Origin of the sequence: Sphingomonas sp. PP-F2F-A104-K0414 (assembly GCF_004340945.1) — a bacterium.
In the GTDB taxonomy this organism is placed as follows: domain Bacteria; phylum Pseudomonadota; class Alphaproteobacteria; order Sphingomonadales; family Sphingomonadaceae; genus Sphingomonas.
Window position 1 is genome coordinate 359,839 of sequence record NZ_SLYD01000002.1, and the last position, 13,518, is coordinate 373,356.

A 13,518-nucleotide genomic window follows, 5' to 3' on the forward strand; every position below is an offset into this window, starting at 1 on the left:
GAAACTCCGTAAAAATAGAAAGGGCCGCCCCTTTCGGAGCGGCCTGACATGAGAGAGACTTAGTGCGCGTGGGGGCAACAGGCAAGCACGCAAGATTCTGGCAAGCTCAGGCCGCCATGAGCTTTCCTTCGAGGGGGACGAGCGCGTGGAGGAACTGGCGGGCGCTGGCCGGCCAGCTGTAGCGTGCGGCATAGGCGGCGCAGGTGACGCGCTCGCGGGTGAGCGCGGTGGCGATCGCGGTATCCAGGTCTTCGTGCATCGCGCCGACGCGGTCGTCGAGCACGTCGATCGGCCCGGTGACCGGGTACGCCGCGACGGGGGTTCCGCAAGCCAGCGCCTCGATCATGACCAGACCAAACGTGTCGGTGCGGCTCGGGAAGACGAGCACGTCGGCGGTGCGGTAGGCGGCGGCTAGGTCGAGGCCCGAGCGTTGGCCGAGAAAGACCGCGTCCGGGAAGCGGCGTGCGAGCGTGGCGCGGGCGGGGCCGTCGCCGACCACGACCTTCGTACCGGGATGCGCGGAGGACAGGAATGCCTCGATGTTCTTCTCGACCGCGACCCTGCCGACATAAAGCTGGATCGGCCCGGGCAGCGCTGTCAGCTCGGGGTCGCGGGCGCCGTCGAGGCCGAACTGCGCGAAGTCTACGCCCCTGCCCCATTCGCGGACCTGGTGCAGGCCCTGGTCCGACAGCGTCCTGGCGACCGAAGGCGTCGAGACGAGGATCGATTGCGCGGGGCGGTGGAACCAGCGGATATAGCGCCAGATCCAGTCGGGGTTCGCGCCGGTGCGCGCGGCGATATAGTCGGGAAACTGAGTGTGGTAGGCGGTGGTGAACGGGAGCGCGCGAGCCATGCACCAGGTGCGGGCGGCGAGGCAGACCGGGCCTTCGGTGGCGAGGTGGATCGCGTCGGCGCCGAAGCTTGCCAGCAGGCGACCGACTGCGCCGGACCGCGCAAAGGCCAGGCGGATCTCGGGATAGGTCGGGCATGGCATCGAGGCGAACTGTTCGGGGGAGACGATCAGGACCTGGTGGCCGATCGATTCGAGTTCCTTGCGGACCGCCTGGAGGGTGCGGACGACGCCGTTGATTTGTGGGCTCCAGGCGTCCGTGACGATCGCGATACGCATCGGCTTATCCTTTCTTACCCCTCTCCCCGTCGGGGAGAGGGAGGGGCCCGGCCGGCGCAGCCGGGTGGGAGGGTGAGGGCACGCTTTCACTTGCGTTGTGGACTTGCCCTCACCCGCGCCGCTGACGCGGCTTGCCCTCTCCCCGTCGGGGAGAGGGTCAGTTAGGCGGCCATGGATATGACCTTGTCTTTCTCGCGGGCGGCGATTTCGTCGCCCCAGTGGAGGAGTTCCATGTGGCCGTCGAAATGCTCGACCAGCGCGGTGCAGCCTTCGACCCAGTCGCCGTCGTTGTAATAGGCGATGCCGGCGATCTCGCGCATTTCGGCGGTGTGGATGTGGCCGCAGACGACGCCCTCGACGCCGCGGACGCCGGCCGCGTGCGCGACGACTTCCTCGAAGTGCGAGATGAAGGCGACCGCGTTCTTGACCTTGGCTTTGGCGTGCTTCGACAGCGACCAATAGGGCATGCCCATCCGGCGGCGCGCGCCGTTGACCCAGCGGTTGAGCCCCATCAGCATCGTGTAGGCGGCGTCGCCGATATGCGCGACCCAGCGGTGCGCGAGCGTGATCGCGTCGAACTCGTCGCCGTGGAGCACGAGCAGGCGGCGACCATCGGCGGTCTCGTGGATCGCGTTGCGACGGATCGAGATGCCGCCCAGGTCGAGCCCCGAATATTGGCGGAACACCTCGTCATGGTTGCCGGGGATGTAGACCACCCGCGTACCGCGCTTGGCGCGCTTGAGCAGGCGCCAGAGCACGTCGTTGTGCGCGGCGGGCCAGTAGAATTTCTTCTTGAGCCGCCAGCCGTCGATCATGTCGCCGACAAGGTACATCGTCTCGCTGTCGACATGATCGAGGAAGTCGTTGAGCATCCCGGCATTGCAGCCGCGCGTGCCGAGGTGGACGTCGGAGATCCAGATCGTGCGGTATTGGCGACGCTCGACGATCGGCTCGGGGACGGCAGGGCGTGAGTGGATGAAATCGGCGATATCGGTGATGTCGGCGCCGATGATGCTAGATGGCGAAAACGTCGTCACGGCGTTCATGGCCTTACCCCCGCAAGTCTATCCCTTGGCGATGATCTAGCCGAGTATTGTGACAGGGCAGTCGCACTCTGGTGACTGTTAGAAGTCAGCGTGAAAACGTTGCTGCAACTGCGCGCAAACGCGTTGACGAATCGGGGCGAAGCTGAACCTATGGCAAGGTCTTACAGGGAGAAAATATCATGAAGTTTCGTTTCAAGAATGTCGCGGTGACGGCTGCGGGCGCGGCGATGATGGTTGCGCCGACGATGGCGTCGGCGGCCAATCCGGCGAGGTCGCTGTCGGTCGCGCGTACGGGGACGGCGACGTCGGGCAAGGGCAAACTCGCCGAGGGGCCGACTGCGACGTACGTCAGCATCGGTATCCTGGCGGCGCTGGTGGTCGGCGTTTTGCTCGCGACGAGCGGTGGGGATGACAGTTCGGATAGCAACTGAGAATTGATCGACGCTGAGCATCGTGGCTGGCGTCGGTTCTTTTGATCCTCCCCCCGCCGGGGGAGGATCGATGTCTAGCGTTGCCCTAAAGCAGCATGCTTCCCCGCGAAGGCGAGGATCCAGACTGGGCTCCCGCCTTCGCGGGAGAACAAAATTGGCTGGGTCGGCGCTTTCCTCCCCCCCATCCCACCCCGGCGAAGGCCGGGGCCCAATTGGAAAGGTCGCGGTAACGGAGGACTGTGGGTCGTTACTCGGCGCTCCCAATTGGGCCCCGGCCTTCGCCGGGGTGGTGGTGTGCTTGGGGTGACCGTTAGCCGTCAAACTGGGATACCCCAGCTTTCGCTGGGGGGACGGGTTTGGGGCGGGTGTCCTCCTCATCACCACCGCGACGGGATTGGGGCGGGTGTACTGCTCCATCACCGATACGACGGGATTGGGGCGGGTGTCCTGCTCGATCACCGACGCGGCTGGTGGCTACACCCCTCGCCGCTGCGACTGACTGATGCGACTGGCTATCGTGTTCCAACCGGTGGCGGGGGGCTAGTGGCCCCCCTTACCCCATCGTCAGGACGATCTTCCCGACATGGTCGCCCGCTTCCATCCGGGTATGCGCGGCCGGCGCGTCGGCGAAGGCGAAGGTGCGGTCGATGACTGGTTTCAGTTTGCCCGCCTCGACGTGCGGCCACACCGTGCGCGCGAGTTCGTCCGCGACCAGCGACTTGAACGCCGTATCCCGCGGGCGGAGCGTCGAGCCGGTCAGTGTGAGGCGGCGGCGCATGATCTCGAATAGGGGGACGGTGGCCGTCGCGCCGCCCATGACCGCGATCGAGACGTGGCGGCCGTCTTCGGCGAGGCATTTCAGGTTGCGGGGGACGTAGTCGCCACCGACCATGTCGAGCACCGCGGCAACGCCCTTGCCGCCGGTGATCTGCTTCACGCGGTCGACGAAATCTTCCGTCTTGTAGTCGATCGCGTGGGTCGCGCCGAGGCTGAGCGCGGCTTCGCACTTGGCCTTGGAACCGGCGGTGACGATGATGTCGATGCCGAACACGTTGCACAGCGCGATCGCCATCGTGCCGATACCGCTGGTGCCGCCGTGGACGAGGACGGTGTCGCCTTCGGTGGCATAGGCGCGCTCGAACAAATTGGTCCAGACGGTGAAGAGCGTCTCCGGCATCGCCGCGGCCTCGATCATCGTGAGCGCTTCGGGGACGGGCAGGCACTGGCCGAACGGCGCGACCGCATATTCCGCATAGGCACCGCCGGAGATCAGCGCGCAGACCGACTGGCCGATCTGTTCGTCGCCGACGTCTTCGCCGACCGCGACGATCGTGCCGGAGATTTCCATGCCGAGGATCGACGGCGCACCAGGCGGGGGCGGGTATTTGCCCTGGCGCTGCATGACTTCGGGGCGATTGACCCCCGCCGCGGCGACCTTGACCAGGACTTCGCCCGGCCCCGGCTGCGGCACGGGACGGTCGACGAGCACCAGCACCTCGGGACCGCCCGGCTGTTCGGGATCGATCGCCTTCATGACGTCAGGTAAACCTAAGTTACTCGAAATGGTGTCGGGTGTCGCGGTCATCTGCTCGTCACGTCCCTTTTGATGTGCCGGCCTTATTGACATCACTCTGGTGCGGGTCAACGTTGCATCCACGATGGACCTGGAAGACGCCCCCTCCCGTCCCGACGATCTGCTTGACGCACTGGTGCGGCAGGACCTCGATCCGTTGTCGGTCGCCGAACTCGATGCGCGGATCACCGTGCTGCAGGGCGAGATCGCCAGATGCCAGGTCAAGAAGGACCGCGCGGTCAGCCACCGGGCCAGTGCCGACGACCTTTTCAGGCGGTGATCGCCCTCCCCGCCTCTCCGCTGGATGTTTTCGGACAGTGCAGGAACGGACGGGGCCGGGTTCAAGTGCTTGATGCGACCAATATCAATTCCGACATAGTGGCAAAGGGCCCGCGGACTCGCGGCCCGACAGGAGTATTGTAAATGCCATCATTTGCACCCGCCCTCGAGACCACGCTGCACAAGGCGCTCGAGGCGGCATCGTCCCGGCGCCACGAATATGCGACGCTGGAGCATCTGCTGCTCGCGCTGATCGACGACGAACATGCGTCGAAGGTTATGACCGCGTGCAACGTCGAGATCGGCGAACTGAAGAACACCGTTGCGCATTACCTCGATAGCGAGCTCGATGCGCTGAAGGTCGATGCGGCGACCGACCCTTCGCCGACCAGCGGCTTCCAGCGTGTCGTCCAGCGCGCGATCCTGCACGTCCAGTCGTCGGGCCGCGACGAAGTGACCGGCGCCAACGTGCTCGTCGCCTTGTTCAGCGAGCGCGAGAGCTATGCCGTCTATTTCCTGCAGCAGCAGGACATGAGCCGCCTCGATGCGGTCAGCTTCATCAGCCACGGTGTCGGCAAGGGCGGACAGCAGGCGACCGAAGCATCCACGCCAAAGGGTGCGGACGACGAGAAGCCGGCCAAGGGACAGGAGAAGGGCAAGACGGAAAGCGCGCTCAAGCAATTCACGGTCGACCTCAACGAGAAGGCCAAGAACGGCAAGGTCGATCCCCTGATCGGGCGGGGGCCGGAGGTGGATCGCACGATCCAGATCCTGTGCCGCCGGTCGAAGAACAACCCGCTTTATGTCGGTGATCCCGGCGTCGGCAAGACCGCGATCGCGGAAGGCCTGGCGCGCAAGATCGTCGAGGGCGATGTGCCCGACGTACTGCTGCCGGCCGTCATCTATTCGCTCGACATGGGCGCGTTGCTGGCGGGGACGCGGTATCGTGGCGACTTCGAGGAGCGGCTGAAGGCGGTCGTCAACGAGCTCGAGAAGCTGCCCGACGCGGTGCTGTTCATCGACGAGATCCACACCGTGATCGGTGCGGGTGCGACCAGTGGTGGGGCGATGGACGCGTCGAACCTGCTCAAGCCGGCGCTTAGTGGCGGCACGATCCGTTGCATCGGTTCGACGACGTACAAGGAGTTCCGCAATCACTTCGAGAAGGACCGCGCGTTGCTGCGGCGCTTCCAGAAGATCGACGTGAACGAGCCGACGATCGAGGATACCATCAAGATTCTCGCCGGCCTGCGCTCCGCGTTCGAGGATCACCACAACGTCAAGTACACGCCCGATGCGATCAAGTCGGCGGTCGAGCTGTCGGCGCGGTACATCAACGATCGGAAGCTGCCGGACAAGGCGATCGACGTGATCGACGAGGTCGGCGCGATGCAGATGCTGGTGCCGCCGAACAAGCGCAAGAAGACGATCACCCCCAAGGAGATCGAGCAGGTCATCGCGACGATGGCACGCATCCCGCCGAAGTCGGTTTCGACCGACGACAAGCTTGCGTTGGCTACGCTCGAGACGGATCTGAAGCGCGTGGTGTTCGGGCAGAACGCGGCGATCGAGAAGCTGTCGTCGGCGATCAAGCTGGCTCGCGCTGGCTTGCGTGAGCCGGAGAAGCCGATCGGCAACTATCTGTTCACCGGACCTACGGGTGTCGGCAAGACCGAAGTCGCCAAGCAGCTGTCGACGATCCTCGGCATTCCGCTCCAGCGGTTCGACATGTCCGAATATATGGAGCGGCATTCGGTCAGTCGTCTGATCGGTGCGCCTCCGGGCTATGTCGGGTTCGACCAGGGTGGTTTGCTGACCGATGCGATCGATCAGAACCCGCACTGCGTGCTTTTGCTCGACGAGATAGAGAAGGCGCATCCGGACCTGTTCAATATCCTGTTGCAGGTGATGGATAACGGGCGGCTGACCGACCAGCACGGCAAGTCGGTCGATTTCCGCAACGTCATCCTCATCATGACGACCAACGCGGGTGCCAGCGACATGGCGCGCGAGACGGTCGGCTTCGGCAATCTGTCGCGTGAGGGCGAGGACGAGGTGGCCGTGACGAAGATGTTCACGCCGGAATTCCGCAACCGTCTCGATGCGGTGGTGCCGTTCGGCTACCTCCCGACCGAAGTGGTTGCGCGGGTGGTGGACAAGTTCATCCTCCAGCTCGAGCTCCAGCTGGCGGACCGCGGCGTGCACATCATGCTCGACGACGAGTCGAAGGCGTGGCTCACGACCAAGGGCTATGACAAGCTGTACGGCGCACGGCCGATGGGTCGCCTGATCCAGGAGAAGATCAAGCAGCCGCTTGCCGAGGAACTGCTGTTCGGCAAGCTGGTACACGGCGGCGAGGTGACGGTGAAGATGAAGGACGGCGCGCTGTCGTTCGCGATCGAGCCTGCGGCGCCGAAGAAGCCGAAGAAGAAGGGCAAGGTGGAGACCGTCGAGACCGAGTGAGCTCGGGTTTTGATGTGGTGTGAAGGGCCTGCCGTCGGAGCGATCCGGCGGCGGGCTTTTTTTTGTTCGGTCCCTTTGTGGGTCGATCGGGTTGAACGTCGGAATTTTGGTTCGGAACGCTCACAACGAAAGAAGTTGGTTTCCCCGCGAAGGCGGGGACCCAGACTGGGCTCCCGCCTTCGCGGGAGAACAAGGGGCAGGTGCTGCGCCTGAATGCTTCGATCCATTTACCCGAACCCCAAGCTTCTCCCAGCAAACACCCGCCCTTCCCCGGCAGACATCAACGCCTCCCCGGCGGAGGCCGGGGCCCAGGTCGGAAACGGTGCTGACGACGGTTGCGCGTCGTTACTGCGTCCTTTCCAACTGGGCCCCGGCCTTCGCCGGGGTGGGGCTTATGGGCGGATGGGATCCACGTCCACGGTTACGCGGTGGCGGGGAGGGCAAGGACGGGGAGGACTTCGCGACGGACGTCGTCTTTCCCTCCCCCTCCGTCTGGCAAGTGCCAGCCACCTCCCCCTGGCGGGGGAGGATCGATGCGCCGCGAGGAATCTGCGTGCGTTTACCGATAATTGGGGAAGCGGCGCTAGCGTCGTGGGATGGAACGCTTGGCATGGTTGCGATGGATGATCGGCGCGCTCGCGCTGGGCTTCGGTCTCGCCCTTGCCGCGCCCGCGATCGCGATCACCGGCACGCCGCTTTCGGTCTGCGTCCGCCCTGCCCTTACCGGCCAGACGCCTGCCGCGCTGTTCGCCAAGCCGGCCGGTTTCGACTGCACCACCTCGCAGACGCGGTTCGGCGGCGGCGACTTCTGGATCCTGTCGCAGCGCCTGCCCGCGATCAACGGCGACGATCATACCGTGCGGATCGGCAGCACCTGGGTGAACCGGGTCACGCTGTACGTCCAGTACGCCGATGGCGCGATCCGCCAGACCGGCTTCACCTCGCGCACCGCGGGGCGGTTGCTCGGGCTTGGCGCGGTGATCGTCCAGCCGATCCCGCATCACGATGCCGCGCCGGTCCGGCTGCTGTGGCATGTCGAGGGGGCGGCGAACCTGCGCGGGCTGATCCTCGGCCCGGCGATCGCCGATCACGCGCAGCGCGACACCACCGAGATCCTGCTCGCCGCACTGTACGGCGCGTTCGGCGGGATGGCGATCGCGCTGATCGTCTACAATCTCGCTTTGTGGGGCGCGCTGCGGCAGGCGTTCCAGCCCGCCTATTGCCTGCTCGTGCTGTGCCTGCTCGCCTATGCGCTGACCTCGTCGGGCGCGCTGGGCCAGCTGTTCCAGGGCCTCGACAACAATGATCGCCAGCGGCTGAACGCGCTGTTCCTGGCCGGGTCGGCGGCGTCGGCGCTGCTGTTCGCGCGCACCTTCTTCGAGCGCGCGGTGTTCGCCGGCTGGCTGCGGCCCGCGAGCAACTGGGTGATCGCCGGGCTGCTGGCTGCCGGCGCCCTGTGGGCGACGTGCGCACCGTGGCATTTCCATATGCTCGATACGATCCTGGCCTGTGCGTATCTCGCGCTGCTGGTGCTGATCCCCGCCGTCCTGTTCCGTGCGTGGCGCGTGCGGAGCAGTTTCCTGTGGCTGTTCGCGCTGGCGTGGAGCGTGCCGATCGCAGTGGCCGGGCTGCGCGTCGCCAACGCCTTCGCACTGCTCGACTGGAGCCTGTGGCTCGACAATTCGACGATCCTGTCGATGGCGCTCGAATCAATGCTGTCGAGCCTCGCGATCGCCTACCGGATCCGGCTGCTCAGCGTCGAACGCGATACCGCGCGCGAACAGGAGATCGCCGCGCGGCTGCTGGCGGATACCGAGCCGTTGACCGGGCTGCTCAACCGGCGCGCGTTCCTGACGCGTGCGATCGGCCGAACGGGCGACCAGATGCTGCTGATCGCCGATGTCGATCATTTCAAACGCGTCAACGAGATGATCGGTCACGACGGCGGCGACGAGGTGCTGCGCGTGGTTGCGCGCGCGCTGCGCAACGCGGTGCCGGCCGACGCGCTGGTCGCGCGGATCGGCGGCGAGGAATTCGCGATCCTGGTCGACGCGGCGAATGCCGTCGCGCCCGATTCCGTGCTCGACCGGTTGCGCGGCCAGCGCATGCCGTTCGATATCGCCGTGACCGCTAGCATTGGCGCGTGCACCGGACCGTTGCTCGACGAGACCGACTGGAAGCTGCTGTACAATTGCGCCGACCGCGCGCTGTTCGCGGCGAAGGCAGCGGGCCGCGACCGCGCGCGCGAGGCGCCGTCATTGTGCATCGCCGCCTGATTGCCGCTCGGCTTGCCGGCGCCCGATCGCGGGCGACTTGTCGGCGATGACGAAGTGCGACATGATCGTAACCATGGCCGGGGGGACACAGGATGCGAAATCGTAAGGCGACGCTGGCGATAGCGGGGCTGATCGCGCTCACCGCGATCGCCGTGCGGCACCCGACCGTCGATGTGCAGCTGGTCACGCATGACGCACGCGATCCCGCGCCGCACCGGATGCAGGCGGCGGTCGATTTCGGGCTGGTCGGCGTCTCGGTACTTTATACCTGGACCGTCGGCCGGCTGCGCTGAACCCGTCCGAACCCGGCCGCCACGTCCTTGACCCCCATCGCGTGCCTGCGCCATAGCGACGGACATGGACACGCCGATCGAAGACCTCGCGTTCGAGGATGCACTGAAGGAACTCGAGCTTATCGTCGGGAAGCTGGAGAGTGGCGATACGCCGCTCCAGCAGGCGATCGAGCTGTACGAGCGCGGCAACAAGCTGCGCCAGCGTTGCGCCGACCGGCTCGATGCGGCGCAGGCGCGGATCGAGGCGATCCGGCTCGATGGCGATGGCAAGCCCGCGGGCGTCCGCCCGTTCGCGGCGGGCTGACGCGGTGAGCCAGATGCCCGTCACGCTGGATGCCGCCCTCGCCGACGTCGCGGCCGAGATCGACCGGCAGTTCGACCAGTTGCTGGCGATCCCCGACGATCCGCGCGGCGACCTGTACCGGGCGATGCGGCACGCCGCGATCGGTGGCGGCAAGCGGTTGCGCCCGCTGCTCGTGTTCGCGACCGCCAATCTGTTCGACGTCGCGCACGAATGTTCGGCGCGGGCAGCGACCGCGCTGGAGGCGATCCACGTCTATTCGCTGATCCATGACGACCTGCCGTCGATGGACAATGACGACATGCGCCGCGGCAAGCCGACCGTCCACAAGGTGTTCGACGAGGCGACCGCGATCCTGGCGGGTGACTGCCTGCATGCGCTGGCGTTCGAGATCCTCGCCGATCCGGCGACGCATCCCGATCCGTTCGTGCGCATCGAGCTGGTGACGGACCTGGCGCGCGCCGCCGGGCCGAACGGCATGGCGGGCGGGCAGAAGATGGATATCGAGGCGGAAAGCACGCGCTTCGACCTGAACACCGTCACGCGGTTGCAGCAGATGAAGACGGGGGCGCTGATCTCGGCGTCGGTCGAGGCCGGGGCGATCCTCGGGCGGTTGCCGCCGGAAGGCCGGGTCGGCCTGCGCGGCTATGCGCATGACCTTGGCCTCGCGTTCCAGATCGCCGACGATCTGCTCGATGCCGAGGGCGACGAGGCCGTCGTCGGCAAATCGCTGCGCAAGGACGAGGTCGCGGGCAAGGAGACGTTCCTGTCGCTGCTCGGGCCCGAGCGCGCGCGCGAACAGGCGCGGATGCTGGTCGATCAGGCGATCGCGCACCTGCATAGCTATGGCAAGGAAGCCGATCTGTTGCGCGACATCGCGCGCTTCGTGCTCGAACGCGACCGCTAAGCGTACAACCGGGAGTTCAATATGACCGCACGCATTGGTGTCTATCCAGGCACGTTCGATCCGGTCACGTTGGGCCATATGGACATCATCCGACGCGGCGCGAAGCTGGTCGACCGGCTGGTGATCGGGGTGACGACCAATCCGTCGAAGTCGCCGATGTTCACGATCGAGGAGCGGATGGCGACGGTGCGGCGCGAGGTCGCGGGGATCGGCGGCGACATCGAGGTGGTCGAATTCGATTCGCTGCTGATGGACTTTGCCGAGCGGCAGGGGGCGAAGGTGATCGTCCGTGGCCTGCGCGCGGTCGCCGATTTCGAATACGAGTATCAGATGGCGGGGATGAACCAGCAGATCAATCCGCGCGTCGAGACGGTGTTCCTGATGGCCGACGTCGCGTTGCAGCCGATCGCGAGCCGGCTGGTCAAGGAAATCGCGTTGTACGGCGGCAACATCGCCAAGTTCGTGCCCGAGGCCGTGCGCGAAGAGGTCGTCGCGCGGGTCGAGAAGATCGGCCGCAAGGGGAGCTGATCAGGACGGCGGACCGACGGTCAGATCCGCGCCACCGAATTGGCTACGATCGCCACCATGTTCTCCCGCGAAGGCGGGAGCCCAGACTGGGTCCCCGCCTTCGCGGGGAAACACGCTTTGCCTGGCCGGTCGGGAGAACTGCCGCCCCAGTCCGGGCTGACGGCGCCGATCCTGGGATTGCTGCTGCCTCAAAACCCGCAGCTTATTTCCCGAAGCCGGTCGGAGCGGGCGACACCACCGTCGTCGTGCCGCCGCGGATTTCCTTCACTTCCAGCGCGCGCTCGGCGACGTTGTCGCGGCCGAAGCGGAACGCGCCGTCGATGCCGGCAAAGCCATCGCCGTCGCGCAGGCGATTGACCGGGAACGGCGTGCCGGGCTTCCAGTCGCGCGCGATGCGGACCGTCAGCAGGACCGAATCATAGCCGAGGCTCGACAGGCGGTATGGCCCGGCGCCGAAGCGTGCGCGGTATTTGGCGGCGTATTGGCGGTACAGCGTGTCGGAGACGCTGGCGTACCAGGCGCCGGACAGCGCAGGCTTGGCGGCGATGCTGGTGTCGGAATTCCAGAGTTCGGTGCCGAGGATGCGCGTCGACGCTCCGCCGCCGCGCTTGACCATCGCGGCCGCCGAGGCTGCGGTGGCGCCACCATCGGCGATCAGGACCGCGTCATAGGGGGCCTTTGCGGCCAACCGCGTGACCGCGCCCGAAATGCCACCGGGACCGCGCGCGTAGGTCTGGAGCGAGACGACCTGGCCACCGGCGCCTTCGACGGCGCGGAGGAACGCGGTCGACGCGCGCTCACCATACAGGCCGTTGGGGACGAGGCCGGCGAAGTTGCTGACGCCGCGCTCCTTGGCGAAATCGACGACGCGCGCAATCGACTGGGTCGGGACATAGCCCATCAGGTAGGCGCCGTTGCCCGCCACGCCGAGATCGTTGGAGAAGCTGAGCACCGGGATGTTCGCGGCGCGCGCGATCGGCGCGACCGCGCGGACGTCGTCGGCGAGCAACGGGCCGAGGATCAGCTGCGCGCCTTCCGCGATCGCGCGCTGCGCGGCGGCGGCGGCACCGGTCGCGGTGTCGTAGTTGGTGATCCGGACGCGCTGGTTCTGCGTATCGAGCAACGCGAGCATCGTCGCGTTGGCGATCGAGGTGCCGACGCCGGCGTTGCTGCCCGACAGCGGTACGAGCAGCGCGACGCGGTTACGCTCGGCATCGCGCGGGATACCGGTCTCGACGCCGATGTCGGGACGATCGACGGGGCGCGTGGTCGGGCGCTGCTGCGACGGCTCGACCGGTCCGCGCGGGACGATCGTCTGACATGCGCCAAGCAAGCACGCTGCACCGAGTGCCACCCACCGGCCGAATGCGCGGTGCCGTCCCGGTTGCCCTATCGTCGTCGCGTCTGCCATGACCATCCCCATGAACCCTGAATCTCTTCTCGATCCCGGCCTCTACATCGTCGCGACCCCGATCGGCAATCTTGGCGATCTGTCGCCGCGCGCCGCCGACATCCTCCGCCGCGCCGACGTGATCGCGGTCGAAGACAGCCGCGTCACCGCCGGGTTGCTCCGCCACATCGGCACGAAGACGCCGATGGTGCCGTATCACGATCACAGCGCGGAAGGGGTCCGGCCCGCACTGATCGCGCGGATGGCGACGCAGGCGGTGGCTTTGGTGTCCGACGCCGGGACGCCGTTGATTTCGGATCCAGGCTTCAAGCTGGTGCGCGACGCGCGGGCCGCGGGGCATCTGGTGGTGACGATTCCGGGGCCGTGCGCGGCGGTGGCGGCGCTGACGCTGGCGGGGCTGCCGACCGACCGGTTCCTGTTCGTGGGGTTCCTGCCGTCGAAGCTGCACGCGCGGGCGGAGGCTATCGCGGAGGTGGCCACCATTCGCGCGACTCTGGTGATGTACGAGTCGGGGCCGCGGTTGGGGGCGTGTCTGGCGGCGCTGCTCGAAGGGCTCGGCGACCGCGAGGCGGCGGTGACGCGCGAGATCAGCAAGAAGTTCGAGGAGGCGGTGACGGGGACGCTGTCGACGCTCGCCACGCGTTATGCGGATGCGCCGCCAAGGGGCGAGATCGTGATCGTCGTTGCACCGCCGGGTGAAGCTCCGCCTGCGAGCGCGGAGGACGGGGACGCAGCGCTGGTCGAGGCGCTGACGCGGTTGTCGACCGGGCAGGCGGCGAGTGAGGTGGCGAAGAAGCTCGGGCTCGACCGGAAGGCGCTCTATGCGCGGGCGCTGGAATTGAAGGCAGAGGGCTGATCTCCCCTCCCGCTTGCGGGAGGGG

General features: G+C 66.7%; 13 protein-coding genes. 9 read left to right on the forward strand and 4 right to left on the reverse strand.

Features of this window, described 5'->3' with window-relative positions; translation table 11 throughout:
- Positions 1-106: 106 nt before the first annotated feature.
- Positions 107-1,129 (reverse strand): glycosyltransferase family 1 protein, encoded by a 1,023-nt coding sequence (locus tag C8J46_RS05845; RefSeq protein ID WP_132736163.1) that lies wholly within the window; start codon positions 1,127-1,129, stop codon positions 107-109.
- 161 nt (positions 1,130-1,290) lie between these two features.
- Positions 1,291-2,175 carry a UDP-2,3-diacylglucosamine diphosphatase gene (locus C8J46_RS05850; RefSeq protein WP_132736166.1) on the reverse strand — a complete coding sequence of 295 codons (885 nt, stop codon included), beginning with the start codon at positions 2,173-2,175 and terminating at the stop codon, positions 1,291-1,293.
- A 179-nt stretch (positions 2,176-2,354) separates the two neighbouring features.
- On the opposite strand from C8J46_RS05850, the gene C8J46_RS05855 reads away from it, so the two are divergent.
- A complete protein-coding gene (locus tag C8J46_RS05855) occupies positions 2,355-2,606 on the forward strand; it encodes a hypothetical protein (protein WP_132736168.1) in 252 nt (83 codons plus the stop codon).
- A 553-nt stretch (positions 2,607-3,159) separates the two neighbouring features.
- Here the strand turns inward: C8J46_RS05855 and C8J46_RS05860 are convergent.
- The gene (locus C8J46_RS05860; protein WP_132736878.1) at positions 3,160-4,140 is read right to left on the reverse strand and encodes an NAD(P)H-quinone oxidoreductase; all 981 of its coding nucleotides are present in this window, start codon (positions 4,138-4,140) and stop codon (positions 3,160-3,162) included.
- A 124-nt stretch (positions 4,141-4,264) separates the two neighbouring features.
- Here C8J46_RS05860 and C8J46_RS05865 point away from each other — a divergent pair, with 124 nt between their 5' ends.
- From C8J46_RS05865 to coaD, 7 genes are all read left to right on the forward strand, one after another.
- Positions 4,265-4,459, forward strand: a complete 195-nt coding sequence (locus C8J46_RS05865; RefSeq protein ID WP_132736170.1) for a DUF1192 domain-containing protein — start codon at positions 4,265-4,267, stop codon at positions 4,457-4,459.
- A gap of 143 nt (positions 4,460-4,602) precedes the next feature.
- Positions 4,603-6,921, forward strand: coding sequence for an ATP-dependent Clp protease ATP-binding subunit ClpA (clpA, locus tag C8J46_RS05870; RefSeq protein WP_132736173.1), 2,319 nt, complete (start codon positions 4,603-4,605; stop codon positions 6,919-6,921).
- Positions 6,922-7,526: 605 nt separating this feature from the next.
- Positions 7,527-9,197, forward strand: a complete 1,671-nt coding sequence (locus C8J46_RS05875; protein ID WP_243643237.1) for a diguanylate cyclase — start codon at positions 7,527-7,529, stop codon at positions 9,195-9,197.
- Positions 9,198-9,289: 92 nt separating this feature from the next.
- Positions 9,290-9,490: a hypothetical protein gene (locus C8J46_RS05880; protein ID WP_132736176.1), complete on the forward strand. Its 201-nt coding sequence runs from the start codon at positions 9,290-9,292 to the stop codon at positions 9,488-9,490.
- 64 nt (positions 9,491-9,554) lie between these two features.
- Positions 9,555-9,794 (forward strand): exodeoxyribonuclease VII small subunit, encoded by a 240-nt coding sequence (locus C8J46_RS05885; protein ID WP_056060585.1) that lies wholly within the window; start codon positions 9,555-9,557, stop codon positions 9,792-9,794.
- A 13-nt stretch (positions 9,795-9,807) separates the two neighbouring features.
- Complete coding sequence (locus tag C8J46_RS05890) at positions 9,808-10,698, forward strand: polyprenyl synthetase family protein (protein WP_132736883.1); 891 nt, start codon at positions 9,808-9,810, stop codon at positions 10,696-10,698.
- Positions 10,699-10,719: 21 nt separating this feature from the next.
- Entirely contained in the window at positions 10,720-11,226 is a 507-nt protein-coding gene (gene coaD / locus C8J46_RS05895; protein ID WP_132736179.1) for a pantetheine-phosphate adenylyltransferase, read from the forward strand.
- Positions 11,227-11,428: 202 nt separating this feature from the next.
- Here coaD and C8J46_RS05900 read toward each other — a convergent pair whose 3' ends face one another.
- On the reverse strand, positions 11,429-12,637 hold the full coding sequence (locus C8J46_RS05900; RefSeq protein ID WP_132736182.1) for a penicillin-binding protein activator: 1,209 nt from the start codon (positions 12,635-12,637) through the stop codon (positions 11,429-11,431).
- A 10-nt stretch (positions 12,638-12,647) separates the two neighbouring features.
- On the opposite strand from C8J46_RS05900, the gene rsmI reads away from it, so the two are divergent.
- Positions 12,648-13,493 (forward strand): 16S rRNA (cytidine(1402)-2'-O)-methyltransferase, encoded by an 846-nt coding sequence (rsmI, locus tag C8J46_RS05905; RefSeq protein ID WP_243643238.1) that lies wholly within the window; start codon positions 12,648-12,650, stop codon positions 13,491-13,493.
- Positions 13,494-13,518 lie beyond the last annotated feature (25 nt).